This window comes from Mycobacterium stomatepiae (assembly GCF_010731715.1).
Lineage (GTDB): Bacteria > Actinomycetota > Actinomycetes > Mycobacteriales > Mycobacteriaceae > Mycobacterium > Mycobacterium stomatepiae.
Window position 1 is genome coordinate 1,400,608 of sequence record NZ_AP022587.1, and the last position, 19,832, is coordinate 1,420,439.

Sequence of the window (19,832 nt, forward strand, 5' to 3'; positions counted from 1 at the left end):
GCTAATCCAGGGCGGCCAGAGCGCAAGTCATCGCTTCGCGCGGGGCGGGCAGCCCGGTGAATTGCTCGACCTGCGCGAAGGCCTGGTGCAGCAGCATCTGCACGCCGTTGATCACCCGCCCGCCCGCGGCGGCCACCGCGGCGGCCAGCGGGGTAGGCCACGGGTTGTACACGGCGTCCAGCAGCACCGGAATCGTCGCAAACGTTCCGGCGTAGCGCGCGGCCACGTCGGCCGGGATCGTGCTGACCAGCACCTCCGCCGCGGCCACCTCGGCGGCCAGGGCCCTGGCTTCGGGGTCACCCAGCTCGCAGAATCGCGCCGGCACGCCGGCGCGCGCGCCCAGATCCACCAGCCGGGCCGCCTTCTCCGGGTTGCGCGCCACGACGGTGATGCCGCTGACGCCGAGCCGGGCCAGGCCCACGACGGCCGCCGGCGCGGTGCCGCCCGATCCACAGACCAACGCCCATCCCGAGGCTCCCCCGATTGACGCGATCGCTCCGCTCACGCCGTCGATGTCGGTGTTGTCGGCGCGCCAGCCGCGAGGCGTGCGCACCAGCGTGTTGGCCGATCCCACCTGCTGCGCCCGTTCGGTGCACTCGTCGGCGAACCGCAGCGCGGCGAACTTGCCCGGCGCGGTGACCGATACCCCGACCCATTCCGGTCCGAATCCGCCGACGATGCCCGGCAGCTCCTCGGCACCGCACTCGATGCGCTCGTAGGTCCAGTCGTCCAGGCCCAGCGCATGATAGGCGGCGAGGTGCAGTTGCGGGGATTTCGAGTGCGCGATCGGCGAGCCGAGGACGGCCGCCTTTCTCGGGCCCGCGTTAGCGGGGGGTGCTGTCGAGGACACCGTTGTGCTTAGCCAGCTCGATATTGGCCAGATGCTGCTTGTAGTCCTTGGTGAACAGCGTGGTCCCCTGGGCGTCGATCGTGACGAAGTACAACCAGTCACCCGGCTCGGGATGCTCGGCGGCGCGCAGCGCGTCGATGCCGGGCGAACAGATCGCCGTGGCGGGCAGACCCGGGGAGACGTAGGTGTTCCACGGCGTCTTCAGGGCCCGGTCGGCGTCGCTGGTAGCCACCTCGCGGCGGTCCAGCGGATAGTTCACCGTCGAATCGAACTCCAACGTGTGGTGCGCGTTCAGGCGGTTGTAGATCACCTGCGCCACCTTCGCGAAGTCCTGTGAGTAGGCCTCCTGCTCCACCAGCGAGGCCACCACCAGGATGTCGTACGGCGACAGCTTCATCGCCGCGGCGGAGTCCACCAGCCCGGACTGCATATACGTCGCGGCCCCGGCGCTGATCAGGTTCGCCAGGATGTCCTGCGGCGCCGCCGCGGGATCGACGTTGAACGTCCCGGGTGCGATCAGTCCCTCGATCCGGCGGTGATCGGTGCCCATCTCGGAGACCGGCTGAATCGCCCAGGCCGGCACCGACAAAACGTTGGGCGGGGTGTTGCCCGCCGCCGCGCGCAGGTCCTGCACCGAGATGCAGTGCTTGGCGCCGTCGAGATCCACGCAGGACGCGCGCGAGATCAGCGTCAGGATTCCCGGCGTGGCCTTGTTGGTCTTCATGTCAGTGGTGTCGTCGAGCTGACGCCCCTCCGGAATGACCAGCTTGCCCACCCGATTGTTGGGGTCCGTCAGCCGCGCGACCGCGGAATCCGCCGGGATCTCGGTGCGCACCCGGTAGAAGCCGGGCTGGATCGAGTTGATCGCGGCGTTGCCGTGCGCGGCGTTGATGAAGGCCCGGACGGTCTTGATCACACCCTGGTTGTGCAGCGTCTCGCCGACTGTCGTCGTCGAGTCGCCGGCTTGGATCTGAATCACGATGTCGCGCTTGCCGTCGCCGCTGTAGTCTTCCCCACCGCCGAACACCGTGTGCCACATCTTGGAGCCGACGAACACCGCGGCCACCACGATCACGACGAGCACGCCCAACACGATGCGGCCGGTGAAACGGCGCCGCCGGCGTCCGCGCTCGGCCTTGATCCGGGCCATCCGGCTGGTGCGGTGCCGGGGTGGACCGACCGCGGCCGGCTCGGCCCGTTCGTCGCGCGCGCTATCCACCATCGATGACATCCCCCGCCGCGGACTGGGCAAGCGTCGCCCGACGTTGATCGAGCCAGCTCTGCAGGATCGCCACGGCCGCCGCCTGGTCGATCACCGCCCGCTGCTCCCTGGCCCGCACCCCCGCCGCGCGCAGTGAACGCTGCGCGCTGACCGTCGTCAGTCGTTCGTCGGCCAGCCGCACCGGGATGGGCGAAACCCGCTGGGCCAGCGCCTCGGCCACCTCGATCGCGTCGAGCGCCGACGGCCCGGTGCGATCGGCCAGCGTCCGCGGCAATCCGACGACCACCTCGACCGCTTCGATTTCGGTGGCGAGCTCGGCCAGCCGTCGCACGTGCTTGCCGGAGCGGTCCCGGCGCACCGTTTCCACCGGTGTCGCCAGGATGCCGTCGGGATCACTGGCGGCCACGCCGATGCGCACGGTGCCGACGTCGACGCCGAGCCGCCGTCCCCGCCCAGGGTCCTGGTTAGGGTCGCCGGGCCGGTCGGGCAAGCGATGCGGTGCCAAATCCACTCAGCCGACCTGCGCTTTGACAACCTCGTCGCGCACCGCATCGAGCGCCGCGACGATGCCGCTCGGATTCTTGCCCGAGCCCTGTGCCAGGTCGGCCTTGCCGCCGCCTCGCCCATCGACTTCGACGGCGAGTCGTTTGACCAGGTCATTGGCCCGGACTCCGAGGTCTTGGGCAGCCTGGTTGGCGGCGACAGCGTAGGGCACAGTGCCGTCATCGCTTTCGGAGATGAGCACCACCACCGTCGGGTCGCTGGTGTGCTGGCGAATCTTGCTCACGACTAGGGAACGCACCTCGGCTGCGGTCTGCCCGGACGTCATATGCGGGAACACATTGACCTCACCCCTACGTTCAAGCTCGACCTTCTCCACCGTTGCAGTCAGTCTGCCTTTGCGCTCGCGCTCGAGTTCCTTCTCGGCGGCCTTGAGCCGCTCGACCAGGCTGGCCACCCGGGCGGGCACCTCTTCGGAGGGCACCTTCAGCGACGACGCCAGCCCGGCCATCAGCGCGCGCTCCTTGGCCAGGTGGCGAAACGAGTCCAGCCCGACGTAGGCCTCCACCCGGCGCACCCCGGAGCCGACCGACGATTCGCCCAGGATCGTCACCGGGCCGATCTGCGCCGAGTTGTGTACGTGGGTCCCGCCGCACAGCTCCAGCGAGAACGGGCCGCCGATCTCCACCACCCGCACCTCGTCCGGGTAGGCCTCGCCGAACATGGCCATCGCACCCATCGCCTTGGCCTTGTCGAGCTGTTCGAGGAACGTGTGCACTTCGAAGTCGGCCTGCACGGCCTCGTTGATCACTTCCTCGACCTGGGTGCGCTGCTCGTCGGAGAGCGGGCCCTGCCAGTTGAAGTCGAAGCGCAAGTATCCCGGACGGTTTAGCGATCCGGCCTGAACAGCGTTGGGGCCCAACACTTGTCGCAGTGCGGCGTGCACCATGTGGGTACCCGAGTGGCCCTGGGTGGCGCCCTTGCGCCAGCCCGGGTCCACCGCCGCGACGACGGTGTCGCCCTCCACGAATTCGCCTGACTCGACGTTAACCCGGTGCACCCACAGAGTTTTGGCGATCTTCTGCACATCGGTGACCGCGGCCCGGGCGCTCTCGCCCGCGCCGGTCCCGCTGATGGTGCCGACGTCGGCGATCTGACCACCGGACTCTGCGTACAGGGGGGTGCGGTCCAGGATCAGCTCCACCCGGTCGGCGCCGACGGCATCGCCGTGCGACACGATCGGGACCCGCTTGCCGTCGACGAAGATGCCCAGAATGCTTGCCTGCGCGGTTAACTCGTCGAAGCCGGTAAATTCGGTGGGCCCGGCGTCGACCAGTTCGCGGTACGCGGTCAGGTCGGCGTGCGCGTGCTTGCGAGCGGCGGCGTCGGCCTTGGCGCGCCGGCGCTGTTCGGCCATGAGTTCACGGAAGCCGGCCTCGTCCACCTGCAGGTCCGCCTCGGCAGCCATCTCGAGGGTGAGCTCGATCGGGAAGCCGTAAGTGTCGTGCAGGGTGAAGGCGTCCGAGCCCGAAACCACCTTGGCTCCAGCCGCTTTGGTGGTGCCGGCTACCTCGTCGAACAGCTTCGAGCCCGACGCCAGGGTGCGGTTGAACGCGGTTTCCTCGGCGACGGCGATGCGCTTGATCCGGTCGAAGTCGGCCACGAGTTCGGGATACGACGGGCCCATCGCGTCGCGCACGGTGGTCATCAGGTCGCCGACGATCGGGTCCTCGATGCCCAGCAGCTTGGCCGAGCGGATCACCCGGCGCAGCAGCCGGCGCAGCACGTAGCCCCGGCCGTCGTTGCCCGGGCTCACGCCGTCGCCGATCAGGATCGCGGCGGTGCGGCTGTGGTCGGCGATCACCCGGTAGCGCACGTCGTCGTCGTGGTTGCCTTCCGGACCAGACAAGCCGTAGCCGCGCGGTGCGCGGCCGGCGACCATGTCGATGACCGGCCGCAGCAGGTCGGTCTCGTACACGTTGTGCACGCCCTGCAGGATGAACGCGACCCGCTCCACACCCATGCCGGTGTCGATGTTCTTGCGCGGCAACGGCCCAAGGATCTCGAAGTCTTCCTTGCTGGTTCCCTCGCCGCGCTCGTTCTCCATGAACACGAGATTCCAGATCTCGATGTAGCGGTCCTCGTTGGCGACCGGGCCGCCCTCGACGCCGAATTCCGGACCGCGGTCGTAGTAGATCTCCGACGACGGGCCGCACGGCCCGGGGATGCCCATCGACCAGTAGTTGTCGGCCATGCCGCGGCGCTGGATCCGCTCAGCGGGCAGGTTCGCGATCTCCCGCCACAGGTCGGCGGCCTCGTCGTCATCGAGATAGACTGTGGCCCAGAGCTTTTCCGGGTCCAGGCCGTAGCCGCCCTCGGAGACGCTGTTGGTCAACAGATCCCACGCCAACGCGATCGCCTCGCGCTTGAAGTAGTCGCCGAACGAGAAGTTGCCGGCCATTTGGAAGAAGGTGTTGTGCCGGGTGGTGATGCCCACCTCGTCGATGTCCGGGGTGCGGATGCACTTCTGGATGCTGGTGGCCGTCGGGTACGGCGGAGTGCGGGCGCCCAGGAAGAACGGCACGAACTGGACCATGCCGGCGTTGACGAACAGGAGGTTGGGGTCGTCGAGGATCACCGATGCGCTCGGCACCTCGGTGTGACCCGCCTTCACGAAGTGATCAAGAAATCTTTTCCTGATCTCGTGTGTCTGCACTCTTTTCCGCTTCTTCCTAAATAAGGGCTGTCTCGCGACGCGTTTCGACCGCTCACAGTACCGGGCCGGGCACCGCCGGTTACCCGGCAGCTAACCCTCCAAAAAGCTCAACCGCACCGAGCGCCGCGGGTTGTCCCGGTTCAGGTCGACCAGGACGACGCTTTGCCAGGTGCCCAGCTGCGGCTCGCCGGCCGCGACCGGCAGCGTCACCGACGGCGAGATGATCGCGGGCAACACATGGTCAGCACCGTGCCCGGCCGAGCCGTGCGCGTGCCGATAGCGGTCGTCGCGCGGCAGCAGCCGTTCCAGCGTCTCGACCAGGTCGTCGTCGGAGCCGGCACCGGTCTCGATGATCGCGACTCCGGCCGTCGCATGCGGCACGAAGACGTTGCACAGGCCATCCCCACAAGAGAAGCAAAACCTGCGCACCGCGCCGGTCAGATCCACGATGCGAAGGCTGGTGGTGTCGACACCGAGCACATCGGTATGCATCCGATCAAGCCTACGGCGCGACCGCTGGACCTGCCTCGGACCAGCCAATCGTGTGTGAGCGGGGCCACACGACGCGGACACGCCACCCCGCGCCGCAAGACCATTGCCAGGAGGTAATCGGTAGGAGGAAGGTATTCGGTGGGACCGGTGGCGCTACCGGGGGCGCTGCCCCGAATAGTTAGGAAGCCATCGTGTACGCACGCTCTTTCACCATCGAGGGGCAACCCTTGTCGGTCGACATCGGAATCGCGCACTGCCGTGATGTCGTGATGTCGGAAATGCACGAGATCGACGGCTATGTCGGTCTGTCGCTGTTGGTCGACTGGCAGTCCGGCCGCTGCATCGCCACCAGCGCCTGGGACTCCGTCGCGGCGATGCGCGCCAGCGCCGAGCGGGTGGCGATCATCCGCGACCACGTCGCGTTGATGTTCGACGGCAGCGCCAGCGTCGAGGAGTGGCAGATCGCGTCGCTGCATCGCCGCCACCGGTCGGCCGAGGGCGCGTTCGTGCGCGCCACCTGGCTCAAGGTGGTGCCCGACCAGCTCGAGCGGTCGATGGACTTCTACCGGATGGCGGTGCTTCCGGAAATGGAGAGTCTCGAGGGATTCACCAGTGCCAGCCTGATGGTCGACCACCCGGCCGGTCGACGAGCGGTGTCGTGCTCGACATTCGACAGCCAGGAAGCGATGGCCCGAAACAGCGACGAGGCCAGCGAATTACGCAGCCGGCGGGCACGCGACCTGGGCGCCGAGATCGCCGACGTCGCCGAGTTCGAGCTGGCTATCGCGAGCCTGCGGGTTCCGGAACTGGTCTGAGCTAGCCACGCCTGCGGCGGATGATCGCGCGCAATCGCTCCAGCCGCCCGGTGAGGTCGCGCTCGACGCCGCGCCCGGTGGGCCGGTAGTAGTCGACGCCCATCAGTTCGTCTGGCGGATATTGTTGTGCCACAACACCATCCGGGTGATCGTGGGCATACTTGTAGCCCTGCGCGTTGCCCAGTGCGGCCGCTCCCGAGTAGTGGCCGTCGCGCAGATGCGCCGGCACCAGACCCGCCTTGCCCGCCTTGACGTCGTCCATCGCCGCGCCCAGTGCGGTGGTCACCGCGTTCGACTTCGGCGCGGTGGCCAGGTGAATCGTGGCGTGCGCCAACGTCAATTGCGCCTCGGGCATGCCGATCAGCGCCACCGTCTGCGCGGCCGCGACCGCGGTCTGCAGCGCCGTCGGGTCGGCCATGCCGATATCCTCGCTGGCCAGGATCATCAGCCGGCGCGCGATGAATCGCGGATCCTCCCCTGCGACGAGCATGCGGGCCAGATAGTGCAGCGCCGCGTCGACGTCGGAGCCGCGCACCGATTTGATGAACGCGCTGATGACGTCGTAGTGCTGATCGCCGTCACGGTCGTAGCGCACCGCGGCCTTGTCCAGCGACTGCTCGACGGCCGCCACGGTCAACTCACCGCCCGCCGCAACGGCTGCCTGTGCTGTTTCCGAGGCGACCTCCAGCGCGGTCAGCGCGCGGCGGGCATCGCCGGCGGCCAATTGCACCAGCAGATCGACGGCCTCGGGCTGCACCCCGATCTGACCACCCAGGCCCCGCGGATCGTCGATCGCGCGCTGCACCACCGTGCGGATGTCGTCGGCGGTCAGCGGGCGCAGCTGCAGGATCAGCGACCGCGACAGCAGCGGCGCGACGACCGAGAACGACGGATTCTCGGTGGTCGCCGCCACCAGCAACACCACCCGGTTCTCGACCGCGGACAGCAACGCGTCCTGCTGGGTTTTGGAAAACCGGTGCACCTCGTCGATGAACAGCACCGTCTGCTCGCCGGAGAGCAGCGCCCGGCGCGCGCTGTCGATCACGGCCCGGACGTCTTTGACCCCGGCCGACAGCGCCGACAGGGCTTCGAACCGGCGGCCGGTCGCCTGCGAGACCAGCGCCGCCAGCGTCGTCTTGCCGCTTCCCGGCGGGCCGTACAGGATGGCCGAGGCCACCCCCGAGCCCTCGACCAACCGGCGCAGCGGCGACCCGGGCGCCAGCAAGTGATCCTGCCCGACGACTTCATCGAGCGATGCCGGGCGCATCCGCACCGCCAGCGGCGCGCCGGCCGACACGCCCAGGGCGTCGTTGGCCGTCCGCGATTCGCCGGGCAGGTCAAACAGACCGTCGGACACGGCTTCAGGCATACCACGCAGACCGGACAGGTATGCGGATTGGCGGCCGCGATACCGAACGGGCCCCGAATGACAACCAAACAAGCAAAGAACAATCCTCGCTCCCCCGGCCCATATTTGCTAAGTTCCGGGTTGCCAAGTTCCGCGCGGGTGCCCCGCAAGCTACTTCGACAGCAAATTAGGACGGCAAATGAGCCAGCCCCCAGAACAGCCGGGTGACCCGACCGAATCCGTCGGCGGCGACCAGAACCCTCCGGGCTCCTCGCCACCACCCCGTCATGCCGCGCCGGGCTACGGCGCCCCACCTCCGCCGCCCCCGGGCTACGGCCCGCCGCCGGGTGGCTACCCGCCGCAGCCCGGCTTCAACCCGTACGGTGAGCCGGCCGCCCCGCAGTTCGATGTCACCGCGGCGCTAAAGTGGTCGTGGGCCAAGTTCCAGCAGAACGTCTCGGCTCTGATCGTTCCGGTCCTCGCCTACGCCGTGGTGATCACCGTCTTCGCCCTGATCGCCGCGCTGTTGCCGATGGCCTTCGGGGAGAGCACCAGCACCACGTACGCCAACAGCTACGGCGAGACCACCAGCGGTGTCGACATCGCGTACGGCCCGGCCTCGATCGCGGTCATGATCGTCGGCTACGTGCTGCTCTTCATCGCCGTGATCTTCATGCACGCCGGGTTGCTGAGCGGCGCGCTGGACATCGCCGACGGCAAGCCGGTGAGCATCGGGACGTTCTTCAGGCCCCGCAATGTCGGCCCGGTGTTCGTCGCGGCGTTGCTGGTCGGGGTCGGCACCGTCGTCGGCTCGATCCTGTGCTTCATCCCCGGCATCATCTTCGCGTTTCTCACCTTGTTCTCCCTGGCATTCGTCATCGATCGATCGCTGTCACCAGTGGAATCCATCAAGGCCAGCATCGCGGTCGCCCGGGCCAACATCGGCCCTTCGTTGCTGTCGTGGCTGGTGCAGTACGCGGTGGTGCTGGTCGGCGAACTGGCCTGCGGGGTGGGCATGATCGTCGCCTTCCCGGTCGCGGTGCTGATCCAGGTCTACACCTACCGCAAGCTTTCCGGCGGTCAGGTCGTGCCGCTGGAGCAGCCCGGTTACCAGCCCGGCCCGCCTTCCGGACCGCCGCCCGGACAGCAGTTCGCCTAGCCCGGCGGCCGGCACGCGAAACGGCGAGCTCAATCCTCGCCACCCGACCGCGCATTTGTTAAGTTCCGGGTGGCCTAGTTCCGCGCGTGCACGTTAGGACGGCAAATGAGCCAGCCCCCGCAACAGCCAGGCGATCCGGCCGAACCCTTCGGCGGCAACGCGAATCCTCCGGGCTACTCGCCGCCGCCCGGTTACGGCGCGCCGCCTCCGCCGCCCCCCGGGTACGGCCCACCGCCCGGCTACGGGTCACCTCCCGGCAGCGCGCCGCCACCCGGTTACGGGACGCCCCCGCCGCCCGGTTACGGCGGCCCACCGCCCGGCTACCCACCGCAGCCGGGCTACGGCGCCGCGCCCAAACCGCAATTCAGCGTGGGCGACGCGTTCAGCTGGGCCTGGAGTACCTTCACCGCGAACGCCGTGGCGCTGATCGTTCCCACGCTGGTCTACGGTCTGCTGTTCGCCGCGTCGTCGACGCTGAACTTCGTGGGCCAGAACATGACCGCCAACGTGACGCCCTACGACTCCTCCGACTACGACTTCGACTTCTCGGCGAATCTCAGTCCCACCGGGATGGCGATCGTGGGCCTCGGCTACGTCGTCTCCTTGATCGTGACCGCATTCGCCCAGGCCGGCTTCCTGTCCGGATGCCTGGACCTCGCCGACGGCCAGCCGGTCAGCATCGGGTCCTTCTTCAAGCCACGCAACCTCGGCATGGCGTTTCTCGCCGCGATTCTGGTCAGCTTCGTCACCTCGGTCGGCTACGCCGCGTGCTTCGTTCCCGGCATCGTCGTGGGGATCTTCACCCAGTTCGTCATCCTGTTCGTCGTCGACCGCTCGGCGAGCGCCTTCAAGGGGTTCGCGTCCAGTTTCTCGCTGGTGGGGTCCAACTTCGCCAGCGCTCTGCTGGTCTGGCTGGTCACGATGGCGACAATCGTGGTCGGTGCGCTGGCCTGCGGCGTCGGCCTGCTGGTGGCGGCTCCCGTGGTAGCGCTGGTACTGACCTACGCCTACCGCAAGCTTTCGGGTGGTGAGATCGCGGCGCCGCAACAGGCCGGTTACCAGCCGGGACCGCCGGCCGGCCCGGCCCCGGGACCCCTTACCACGTAACCAATCCGGCACCGCTGGCTCGTGGCGCGCTGCGGCGCTACGGCCCTTGTGATGAGATCAGCGGTTATGAGCATCAAAGTTGCGCTGGAGCATCGCACCAGCTACACCTTTGACCGGGGGGTCCATGTTTACCCGCACGTCGTGCGGTTGCGCCCGGCACCTCACTCGCGCACGCCCATCGAGGCCTATTCGCTGCGCGTCGAACCCGCGGACCACTTCATCAACTGGCAGCAGGACGCGTTCGGCAATTTCCTTGCCCGGCTTGTGTTTCCGAACCCCACGCAGCAGCTGACCATCACCGTCGGGCTGATCGCCGACCTCAAGGTGATCAACCCGTTCGACTTCTTCATCGAGGACTGGGCCGAAATATGGCCCCCTGCTTCGGGGTTGATCTACCCCAAGGCGCTCGCCGAGGATCTCAAGCCCTACCTGCGGCCGGTCGACGAGGACGCCGAGGGCTCGGGCCCCGGTGAGCTCGCGCGGGCGTGGGTGGAAAAGTTCTCGGTGCCCGAGGGCACCCGCACCATCGACTTCCTGGTCGCGCTCAACCACGCGATCAACGCCGACGTGGCCTACAGCCTGCGGATGGAGCCCGGGGTCCAGACACCGGATTTCACGCTGCGGACCGGCGTCGGATCGTGCCGCGACTCGGCGTGGCTGATGGTGTCGATCCTGCGCCAGCTCGGGCTGGCCGCCCGGTTCGTCTCCGGCTACCTGGTGCAGCTGACCTCCGACATCGAAGCGCTGGACGGCCCGTCGGGGCCCGCGGCGGATTTCACCGACCTGCACGCGTGGACCGAGGTGTACATCCCCGGCGCGGGCTGGATCGGCCTCGACCCCACCTCGGGGCTGTTCGCCGGTGAGGGGCATATCCCGCTGGCGGCCACGCCGCATCCTTCGGGCGCGGCGCCGATCACCGGCAGCACCGCCCCGTGTAAGACCACCCTGGAGTTCTCCAATACCGTCACCCGCATCCACGAGGATCCACGCGTCACGCTGCCCTACACCGACGCGGCGTGGGAGACGATCTGTGCGGTCGGCGCCCGCGTCGACGAACGCCTCGCCGCCGGCGATGTCCGGCTGACGGTCGGTGGCGAACCAACCTTCGTGTCGGTGGACAACCAGGTCGACGACGAGTGGCGGACCGCCGCCGACGGCCCGCACAAGCGGCAGCGCGCCTCCGACCTGGCCGCGCGGCTGAAGCGGGCGTGGGCCCCGCAGGGACTCATCCATCGCGGACAGGGCCGGTGGTATCCCGGAGAGCCGTTGCCGCGCTGGCAGATTGCGCTCTACTGGCGTACCGACGGACTGCCGCTGTGGACCGACGAGACGCTGCTGGCCGACCCCTGGGCGCAGGAGCCGAGCGGTTCGAAGGCGGACAACGAGGACGCCTACAAGGTGCTCGCGGAGGTCGCCGAGAGCCTGGGATTGCCCCTGTCCCAGGTGCGCCCGGCCTTCGAGGACCCGCTGGCCCGGCTCGCCGCCAAAGTCCGGCTGCCCAGCGGCGACCCGGTCAAGGCCGGCGACGGCCTCACCGACGACGATGCCGCCGCGCGCGCCGCACTGCTGGCTCACCTCGACGAATCCACTACTGAGCCAGTGGCATTCGTGCTGCCGCTGCACCGGCGCGACGACGACCTCGCCTGGGCGAGCGCGAACTGGCAGCTGCGCCGCGGCCGTGTCGTGCTGCTTGAGGGAGATTCACCCGCCGGGCTGCGGCTGCCGCTGAACTCCATCAGCTGGAAGGCGCCGCGGCCGTCGTTCGTCGTCGACCCCATGACGATCGCCGACGCCTTGCCGACGCAGCCCGGCAAGGCGTCCGTCGACGACGACGAGAAGGCGCCGCCCACCGCGATGGTCGCCCAGGCCCGCGACGGGCTGCTCTACCTGTTCCTCCCGCCCACCGAGGCGCTCGAGCACTTCGTCGACCTGATCGCCCGCATCGAGGCCGCGGCGGCCAAGACTCACACACCGATCGTCGTCGAGGGTTACGGCCCGCCGCCGGACCCGCGGCTGCAGTCGACGACGATCACCCCCGACCCCGGCGTCATCGAAGTCAACATCGCGCCCACCGCCAGTTTCGACGAACAACGACAGCAACTCGAAACCCTTTACGAGCAAGCTCGATTGGCGCGGTTGTCGACGGAATCCTTCGACGTCGACGGCAGCCATGGTGGCACCGGTGGCGGCAATCACATCACGCTCGGCGGTGTGACGCCGGCGGACTCGCCGCTGCTGCGCCGCCCGGATCTGCTGGTATCGCTGTTGACCTATTGGCAGCGGCACCCCGCGCTGTCGTACCTGTTCGCGGGCCGCTTCGTCGGTACCACCTCGCAGGCACCCCGGGTCGACGAGGGCCCCGCCGAGGCGCTGTACGAGCTCGAGATCGCGTTCGCCGAGATCGCCCGGCTGGGAGGCGGGGGGCTGAAAACCACTGCCAAGCCGTGGGTGACCGACCGCGCGCTGCGGCATCTGCTGACCGACATCACCGGCAACACCCATCGCGCCGAGTTCTGCATCGACAAGCTCTACAGCCCCGACAGCCCCCGCGGCCGGCTCGGGCTGCTGGAGCTGCGCGGGTTCGAGATGCCGCCGCATCTGCGGATGGCGATGGTGCAGTCGCTGCTGGTGCGCTCGCTGGTGGCCTGGTTCTGGGACGAGCCGCTGCGCGCCCCGCTGATCCGGCACGGCTCCAACCTGCACGGTCGATACCTGTTGCCGCACTTCCTGATCCACGGCATCGCCGACGTTGCCGCCGATCTGCGTGCGCACGGGATCGCGTTCGAGACCAGCTGGCTGGATCCGTTCACCGAGTTCCGCTTCCCGCGTATCGGCACCGCCGTCTTCGACGGCGTCGAGATCGAGTTGCGCGGAGCGATCGAGCCGTGGAACACCCTCGGCGAGGAATCCACCGCCCAGGGCACCGCCCGCTACGTCGACTCGTCGGTCGAGCGTCTGCAGATCCGCATCATCGGCGCCGACCGGCACCGCTACGTCGTGACCTGCAACGGCTACCCGGTGCCGCTGCTGGCCACCGACAACCCTGACATCCACGTGGGCGGGGTGCGGTACAAGGCGTGGCAGCCACCGAGCGCGCTGCATCCGACCATCACCACCGACGTGCCGCTGCAGTTCGAGCTGATCGACCTCACCTCGGGCACCTCGCGCGGCGGCTGCACCTATCACGTCTCGCATCCGGGTGGCATGGCCTACGAGGAGCCACCCGTCAACGCCGTTGCGGCAGAATCGCGCCGCGCCCGACGGTTCGAGGCGATCGGCTTCACCCCGGGCAAGCTGGACCTCTCCGGCATCCGGGAGAAGCAGGCACGGATATTCACCGATGTCGGCGCGCCGGGCATTCTCGACCTGCGTCGCGTGCGTACCGTGCAGCAATAACGGCGTCCCGGAGAATTAGCATCACGATGGCACTTGACCCCTCGGCGATTACTGGCACGTCCGGCGATCATTACGACGCCGATCGGCTATTAGCCGGATACCGGACCGCGCGCGCCCAGGAAGCGTTGTTCGAGCTGCGCCCCGCCGGTGCGCAGGAAGCCGGCTACGACGAATTCCTGTCCGAAGACGGCCGGGTGCGGCCGGCCTGGACCGAGCTGGCCGACACGGTCGCCGAGCGCGGCCGGGCGGGACTGAATCAGCTGCGCTCGATGGTGCGCAGCCTGATCGACAACGACGGGATCACCTACACCGAGGTCGATCCCGACAATGGTCATGCTCTCGAGCCGCGGCCGTGGAGCCTGGACACCCTGCCGATCGTGGTGTCCGCGGCCGATTGGGAGGTGCTGGAGGCCGGGTTGGTGCAACGCTCGCGCCTGCTCGACGCCGTGCTCGCGGACTTGTACGGTCCGCGCAGTTTGCTCACCGACGGCATGCTGCCCCCGGAGCTGGTGTTCGCCCACCCGGGTTACGTGCGCGCGGCCTGCGGTATCGAAGTGCCGGGCCACCACCAGCTTTTCATGCACGCCTGCGACCTGAGCCGGCTGCCGAGCGGCTCCTTCGAGGTCAACGCGGACTGGACGCAGGCGCCCTCGGGTGCCGGATACGCGCTGGCCGATCGACGCGTGGTCGCGCACGCGATTCCCGATCTCTACGAGCGGATCGCGCCGCGGCCCAACACGCCGTTCGCGCAGGCACTGCGGCTGGCGCTGATCGATTCCGCGCCCGACGACGCCCAAGACCCGGTGGTGGTGGTGCTCAGCCCGGGTATCTACTCGGAGACCGCGTTCGACCAGGCGTATCTCGCGACGCTGCTGGGCTTTCCGCTGGTTGAAAGCGCCGACTTGGTGGTCCTCGACGGCAAACTCTGGATGCGCTCGCTGGGCACCCTGAAGCGCGTCGACGTCGTTCTTCGCCGCGTCGACGCGCTCTACACCGACCCGCTGGACCTGCGCGCCGATTCCCGGCTCGGGGTGGTCGGTTTGGTGGAGGCGCAACGCCGCGGCACCGTGACCGTCGTCAACACACTGGGCAGCGGCATCCTGGAAAGCCCTGGGCTGCTTCGCTTTCTGCCCGAGCTGGCCGAGCGGCTGCTCGGCGAAGCGCCACTGCTGAACACCGCGCCGATGTACTGGGGCGGCATCGCCAAGGAACGTTCACACCTGCTGGCCAATCTCTCGTCGCTGTTGATCAAATCCACGGTCGGTGGGGAAACCCTTGTCGGACCCACACTTTCGTCGACCCAGCTGACCGGGCTGGCCGCCCGGATCGATGCCATGCCCTGGCAGTGGGCCGGCCAGGAGCTGCCGCAGTTCTCCTCCGCGCCGACCGACCACGCCGGTGTGTCGTCGTCGGCCGGTGTCGGCATGCGGCTGTTCACGGTTGCCCAACGCAGCGGCTACGCCCCGATGATCGGCGGCGTCGGCTACGTCGTTGCACCCGGGCCCGCGGGTTATGAACTGAAGACTGTTGCAGCGAAGGATATTTGGGTCCGTCCGACCGAACGCGCCCGCGCGGAGACCATCACGCTGCCGACGGCCGCGCAGCCGGTCAAGACCGCCGCGGGCACCTGGGGAGTCAGCTCGCCGCGTGTGCTGTCCGACCTGTTCTGGATCGGCCGGTACGGCGAGCGCGCGGAAAACACGGCACGGCTACTGATGGCCACTCGCGACCGTTTCCACATCTACCGCCACCACCAAGACACCGAGGAAAGCGAGGTGGTGCCGGTGCTGATGGCGGCCCTGGGCGACATCACCGGCAGCGACACCGGGGCCGACAACGACCACGCCGAGATGATCGCGATCGTCCCATCGACGTTGTGGGCACTGACCTTCGACCCGGACCGGGCGGGATCGCTGATCCAGTCGGTCGAGGGGCTCGCTCTGGCCGCCCGCGCGGTGCGCGACCAGATGTCCAACGACACCTGGGTGGTGCTGGCCACCCTGGAGCGCGGACTCGCGCACCGGCCCGAGCCGCCGCAGTCGCTGGCCGAGGCCGACACCCTGCTCGCGTCCGCGCATGGGCGCACCCTGGCCGGGATGCTGACCCTGTCGGGGGTGGCCAGCGAGTCGATGGTGCGCGACGTGGGCTGGACGATGATGGACATCGGCAAACGGATCGAACGCGGCCTCTGGCTGACCAAACTGCTGGAAGCCACGCTGACCGCCGTCCGCAGCCCCGATGCCGAGCAGAACGTCATCGAGGCCACGTTGGTGGCGTGCGAATCGTCGGTCATCTACCGGCGGCGCACCGTCGGGCAGGTCAGTGTCGCCGCGGTGACCGAACTGATGCTGTTCGACGCCAACAACCCGCGTTCGCTGCTCTATCAGCTGGAGCGGCTACGGGCCAACCTCAAGGACCTGCCCACCGCGTCGGGGTCATCGCGTCCGGAGCGGACGGTGGAGGAGATCAGCACCCTGTTGCGCCGCTCACACCCCGCCGAGCTGGAGGTCGCCGTCGACGGGCGCCGCGAGGAGCTGGCCGAGCTGCTCACCACGATCCACACCGAGCTGCGCGACCTGGCCGGCGTCATCACCGAGACGCAATTGACGCTGCCCGGCGGCATGCAGCCGCTGTGGGGCCCCGACCAACGACGGGACATGCCGGCCTAACCGGCAACAGCAGCAGGACCCTGCGCCGCGGACACCACCTCGTCGATCACGTTGTGGATGAACTGCATCTTGTCCATGACCGCGGGCGGCAGCACGAACGGGTACAGGTCGTCGCGGCCCATCGACCGGTTCACCATGTTCAGCGACCACGACAGTGGCAGCCACATCTCGATGATGTTGGGGAAAGCGCTGGGACCCAACGGCGGCCGGTCGAAGGTCGCCGTCGCCGGTGCCAGCCCGCACCAGGCCGACGTGTCGAGGGTGTCGCGGATGTGCAGGTAGTGCGCGAACGTCTCGGCCCAGTCCTCGGCCGGGTGCATCGTCGCGTAGGACGACACGAATTTTTCCTGCCAGCCGTCCGGCGCACCCTCGTTGTAGTGCCGATCCAGCGCCTCTTGATAGTCGGCATCGGGATCGCCGAACAGCTCGTTGAACCGCGCCAGGTTATCGCTCGACGGTGAGATCAGCCGGTAGAAGTAGTAGTGGCCGATCTCGTGGCGGAAGTGCCCGAGCAGGGTGCGATACGGCTCGTCCATCTCGACCCGCAGCTGCTCGCGGTGGACGTCGTCGCCCTCGGCCAAATCCAATGTGATGACCCCGTTTTCGTGGCCGGTCATCACATTCTCGTGCGCGCTGGACAACAGCCGGAAAGCCAATCCGTAATCGGGATCCTGGTCGCGCCCGACGATCGGCAGCTTCAGCTCGTGCAGCTCGACGATCAGCCGGCGCTTGGCCGCCTCGGCCTGGGCGAACTCCGCGAGTCCGACGGCGTCCGCGTCGTTGGGGCGTTCGGTCGTCAGCGCACACGACGTGCAGAGCTGCCTTGGGTTGTTGACGGGGACCAGCCAATTGCATTCGGCGACTTGAAGATTCGCGCACAGTTGATACTCGTTGGCGTCCACGAAGCCGGCATGGTCGGTCGCATCACCCTCGGCGATCACCAGCAGCGCCGTCTGGTCGAGCGAAAACCCAAGCGCACTACCGCAATTCAGACAGGTCGAGTTCTCGAACGCCAGGCGCTGACCGCAGTTAGGGCAATTGAAATCACGCATACAGTTCGTCGCCTTCAAACGGCACCACGTCGACAGCGACGTCGATCACGCTCTGCTCCGAGTCGGTGTAGATGATGCCGCGCAACGGCGGCACGTCGGCGTAGTCGCGACCCCGACCGACGATGATGTAGCGCTGATCCACCATCTGGTCATTGGTGGGATCCAGTCCCAGCCACTCGAACTGGCCGGGCTGCTGCGGGGTCCACACCGCGGCCCAGGCGTGGGTGGCGTCGATGCCGATCATTCGTTCCTTTCCGGGCGGCGGGTCGGTGGCCAGATAGCCGGACACGTAGCTGGCCGCCAACCCGTTGGCACGCAGGCAGGCGATCGCCAGCCTCGCGAAGTCTTGACATACCCCTTCTCGGGCCGCCAGAACCTCATTGACACCGGTGGAAATCGTTGTCGACCCCGAGCGGTAGGTGAAGTCGGTGTAAATCCTCGACGCGAGATCCCGTAGCACCTCGATCAGCGGGCGCCCGGGGGCGAAACTGGGGGCCGCGTAGTCACGGACTTCATCGGTGATCTCGGGCGGATTCAGGTCCAGGGCGTACTCGCTGGCCAGTGCTCCCCGCCGCCCGGTCGGCCGGGCCGCCTCCCAGGGTTCGATCGCCGGCCCGCTGCTGTAGCGCTCGGGCGGCGCCGGATATACGTCGACGATGGAGTCGCTGGTCACCGTCAGGGTGTAGTGCGGCTCGGTGACGTGGAAGTAAGAACTGATGTTGCCGTAGCCATCGACGCTGGTGGAGCTGTCGGCGGGGGGCGGGTCGATCGTCAGCCGGTGCGCGACGCACAGCTGGCGCTGCGAGTCGCGCGGAGTGAGAAAGCCCCTGCCATACGAGCTGGTCACGGTGTCCGAGTAGCGGTACTCGGTGCGGTGGGTGACGCGGTGCCGACGGGCGCCGGGGGCTTCTACTTCAGAAGACAACGCGTTCCCTCCCGAGATCTCCGATGTGTGGTGGGCGGCCGATGGCCGATACGGCACCCAAGCGCACCATAGCGGGAGCACAATCGATACGTGGCCACCTGGGACGACGTCTCCCGGATCGTGGGTGAGCTGCCACTCACCTCCGAGCAGTCACCGCATGACTGGAGGGTCGGCAAGAAGTTGCTGGCGTGGGAGCGTCCGCTGCGCGCGTCGGACCGCGAAGCGCTAACCGCCAATGGGATCCAGCCGCCCGAGGGCGACATCCTCGGCGTCTGGGTATCCGACGAGGGCGTCAAGTTCGCGCTGGTCGCCGACGAGCCCGCGATCTACTTCACCACCCCGCATTTCGACGGCTATCCCGCGGTGCTGGTCAAGCTGGCCGAGATCGACGTCCGCGGTCTCGAGGAGCTGATCACCGAGGCCTGGCTGACGCGGGCACCCAAGAAGCTGGTCCAGGAGTTCCTGACCGACTCGATCTGAGCTCGCTACGGCCGGCCCAGGTCGATGACCCGCTGCAGATCGTCGACGCAGGATGCGGCGACGTCGGCCAGCACCACCCCGGATCGTTCCCGGGCATTGGCCAGCAGCGCTGACGCGTGCCGGCGGGCGGCGTCGACGTGCGCGGTCGCGGCCGCCGGATCGGGCTCGGCAAGTGCCATCGCCCGCGCGAGGTCGTCGAGCACCGCCTCCGCGGGTGGCGGAAGCCGAACGCCGTTCGGGGCGGGAAGCGCGGCCGGCACGACGGCACGGGCCAGCTGCAGGATGTTGCCGGCAAGCAGGGCCAGTTGCACGGCCTGGTCCTCGGCGGCCTGCACGGCGTCGCGAAGTCCCCAGCGCCGCGGCGCAACTCGCACGACCTGGCGCGCCGTGGTCCGCGCCTGGATCAGCCCACTGAGCTGCTGGTGCACCGTGTCGACGGCCGGCCACGGCCAGTCCTGCGCGGGAGCGCCGCGGCCTCCGGCGAGTTCACCGGTGCGAGCCAGCACCGAGTGCAGCGTCTGCAGAGCTTCGACGCGCGCGCTACGCAGCACGGCGAGCGGGTTGGCCGGAAGCAGCACGATGGCAACGACGATCGCCAGGCCCCACCGATCAGTGCGTCGAAGATGCGTTCCCAACCGACTCCGCTGCGATAAAGGGCGAGCACCAGAATCGACGACACCACGGTCTGGTTGGCGAACATCATCCCCTGGCCGATATAGCCCTGGCCGATGAACACCGCGGCCACCAGCGCGACCAGCGCCGCGATCGCGATGGGGACCGAGCCGGGGCCGAGCAGCGCCTGGACCAGGGTTCCCGTCCCGATGCCCAAGGTCACCCCGATGATCATCTGGATGGCGCGGTGCGCGCGCAGCACGTTGCTGGTCGACAGGGACACCGCAGCGGCGATCGGCGCGAAGAACGGTTGCGGGTGCGCCAGCACATCGTGCGCGATGAACCACGCCAGACCGGCCGCGACCGAGGTCTTCACGAGGTAAAACCACACGCCATGGACGCGCTTCAAACCGCCGACGACGGCTCTACCCGTAAACGGCCGCGTCAGCAGCGAAGTGCTCATCTCGCTTGCTTACCGCAGCGCACGC

Annotated in this window: 16 protein-coding genes; 6 read left to right on the forward strand and 10 right to left on the reverse strand. The window is 68.4% G+C overall.

The features are described from left to right. Position 1: 1 nt before the first annotated feature. From G6N54_RS06615 to G6N54_RS06635, 5 genes are all read right to left on the reverse strand, one after another. Positions 2-850, reverse strand: a complete 849-nt coding sequence (locus G6N54_RS06615; protein ID WP_163789117.1) for a shikimate dehydrogenase — start codon at positions 848-850, stop codon at positions 2-4. Beyond that, positions 825-2,072 carry an endolytic transglycosylase MltG gene (locus G6N54_RS06620; RefSeq protein ID WP_163789119.1) on the reverse strand — a complete coding sequence of 416 codons (1,248 nt, stop codon included), beginning with the start codon at positions 2,070-2,072 and terminating at the stop codon, positions 825-827. Before G6N54_RS06620 ends, G6N54_RS06615 begins: the two co-directional genes overlap by 26 nt. After that, positions 2,062-2,583, reverse strand: a complete 522-nt coding sequence (gene ruvX, locus G6N54_RS06625; protein WP_163789121.1) for a Holliday junction resolvase RuvX — start codon at positions 2,581-2,583, stop codon at positions 2,062-2,064. The genes G6N54_RS06620 and ruvX overlap by 11 nt, the downstream gene beginning before the upstream one ends. Further along, complete coding sequence (gene alaS, locus G6N54_RS06630; protein WP_163789123.1) at positions 2,584-5,289, reverse strand: alanine--tRNA ligase; 2,706 nt, start codon at positions 5,287-5,289, stop codon at positions 2,584-2,586. Positions 5,290-5,379: 90 nt separating this feature from the next. Next, positions 5,380-5,769 (reverse strand): secondary thiamine-phosphate synthase enzyme YjbQ, encoded by a 390-nt coding sequence (locus G6N54_RS06635; protein ID WP_179969224.1) that lies wholly within the window; start codon positions 5,767-5,769, stop codon positions 5,380-5,382. A gap of 203 nt (positions 5,770-5,972) precedes the next feature. Between G6N54_RS06635 and G6N54_RS06640 the strand changes: the two genes are divergently transcribed. Then, entirely contained in the window at positions 5,973-6,596 is a 624-nt protein-coding gene (locus tag G6N54_RS06640) for a hypothetical protein (RefSeq protein WP_163789127.1), read from the forward strand. Between the two features lies 1 nt (position 6,597). On the opposite strand, the gene G6N54_RS06645 is transcribed toward G6N54_RS06640, so the two are convergent. Next, positions 6,598-7,965 carry a replication-associated recombination protein A gene (locus G6N54_RS06645; RefSeq protein ID WP_163789129.1) on the reverse strand — a complete coding sequence of 456 codons (1,368 nt, stop codon included), beginning with the start codon at positions 7,963-7,965 and terminating at the stop codon, positions 6,598-6,600. Positions 7,966-8,143: 178 nt separating this feature from the next. Here G6N54_RS06645 and G6N54_RS06650 point away from each other — a divergent pair, with 178 nt between their 5' ends. The 4 genes from G6N54_RS06650 to G6N54_RS06665 all read left to right on the forward strand — a co-directional run bounded on the left by G6N54_RS06650 (position 8,144) and on the right by G6N54_RS06665 (position 16,275). Continuing rightward, positions 8,144-9,103 (forward strand): DUF2189 domain-containing protein, encoded by a 960-nt coding sequence (locus G6N54_RS06650; protein WP_163789130.1) that lies wholly within the window; start codon positions 8,144-8,146, stop codon positions 9,101-9,103. Between the two features lie 105 nt (positions 9,104-9,208). Further along, entirely contained in the window at positions 9,209-10,210 is a 1,002-nt protein-coding gene (locus G6N54_RS06655; protein ID WP_163789132.1) for a hypothetical protein, read from the forward strand. A gap of 66 nt (positions 10,211-10,276) precedes the next feature. After that, entirely contained in the window at positions 10,277-13,606 is a 3,330-nt protein-coding gene (locus G6N54_RS06660; protein WP_163789134.1) for a transglutaminase family protein, read from the forward strand. A 26-nt stretch (positions 13,607-13,632) separates the two neighbouring features. Next, a complete protein-coding gene (locus G6N54_RS06665; protein WP_163789136.1) occupies positions 13,633-16,275 on the forward strand; it encodes a circularly permuted type 2 ATP-grasp protein in 2,643 nt (880 codons plus the stop codon). Here the strand turns inward: G6N54_RS06665 and G6N54_RS06670 are convergent. Continuing rightward, positions 16,272-17,327, reverse strand: a complete 1,056-nt coding sequence (locus G6N54_RS06670) for a zinc-binding metallopeptidase family protein (protein ID WP_163789139.1) — start codon at positions 17,325-17,327, stop codon at positions 16,272-16,274. The genes G6N54_RS06665 and G6N54_RS06670 overlap by 4 nt on opposite strands. Then, positions 17,320-18,252, reverse strand: a complete 933-nt coding sequence (locus G6N54_RS06675) for a transglutaminase family protein (protein ID WP_163789141.1) — start codon at positions 18,250-18,252, stop codon at positions 17,320-17,322. The genes G6N54_RS06670 and G6N54_RS06675 overlap by 8 nt, the downstream gene beginning before the upstream one ends. Before the next feature lie 90 nt (positions 18,253-18,342). On the opposite strand from G6N54_RS06675, the gene G6N54_RS06680 reads away from it, so the two are divergent. Further along, positions 18,343-18,732 (forward strand): MmcQ/YjbR family DNA-binding protein, encoded by a 390-nt coding sequence (locus G6N54_RS06680; RefSeq protein ID WP_163789143.1) that lies wholly within the window; start codon positions 18,343-18,345, stop codon positions 18,730-18,732. Positions 18,733-18,737: 5 nt separating this feature from the next. Here G6N54_RS06680 and G6N54_RS30280 read toward each other — a convergent pair whose 3' ends face one another. Beyond that, positions 18,738-19,160 (reverse strand): hypothetical protein, encoded by a 423-nt coding sequence (locus G6N54_RS30280; RefSeq protein WP_232073439.1) that lies wholly within the window; start codon positions 19,158-19,160, stop codon positions 18,738-18,740. After that, complete coding sequence (locus tag G6N54_RS30285) at positions 19,136-19,807, reverse strand: FUSC family protein (RefSeq protein WP_232073441.1); 672 nt, start codon at positions 19,805-19,807, stop codon at positions 19,136-19,138. The genes G6N54_RS30280 and G6N54_RS30285 overlap by 25 nt, the downstream gene beginning before the upstream one ends. Positions 19,808-19,832: the final 25 nt, after the last annotated feature.

What these genes read in the sequence shown, in the direction of transcription:
- G6N54_RS06620 (WP_163789119.1), bottom strand. Translation starts at nt 2,072, where the DNA reads ATGGTGGATAGCGCGCGCGACGAACGGGCCGAGCCGGCCGCGGTCGGT.
- G6N54_RS06645 (WP_163789129.1), bottom strand. Translation starts at nt 7,965, where the DNA reads ATGCCTGAAGCCGTGTCCGACGGTCTGTTTGACCTGCCCGGCGAATCG.
- G6N54_RS06650 (WP_163789130.1), top strand. Translation starts at nt 8,144, where the DNA reads ATGAGCCAGCCCCCAGAACAGCCGGGTGACCCGACCGAATCCGTCGGC.
- G6N54_RS06655 (WP_163789132.1), top strand. Translation starts at nt 9,209, where the DNA reads ATGAGCCAGCCCCCGCAACAGCCAGGCGATCCGGCCGAACCCTTCGGC.
- G6N54_RS06660 (WP_163789134.1), top strand. Translation starts at nt 10,277, where the DNA reads ATGAGCATCAAAGTTGCGCTGGAGCATCGCACCAGCTACACCTTTGAC.
- G6N54_RS06665 (WP_163789136.1), top strand. Translation starts at nt 13,633, where the DNA reads ATGGCACTTGACCCCTCGGCGATTACTGGCACGTCCGGCGATCATTAC.
- G6N54_RS06670 (WP_163789139.1), bottom strand. Translation starts at nt 17,327, where the DNA reads ATGCGTGATTTCAATTGCCCTAACTGCGGTCAGCGCCTGGCGTTCGAG.
- G6N54_RS30285 (WP_232073441.1), bottom strand. Translation starts at nt 19,807, where the DNA reads ATGAGCACTTCGCTGCTGACGCGGCCGTTTACGGGTAGAGCCGTCGTC.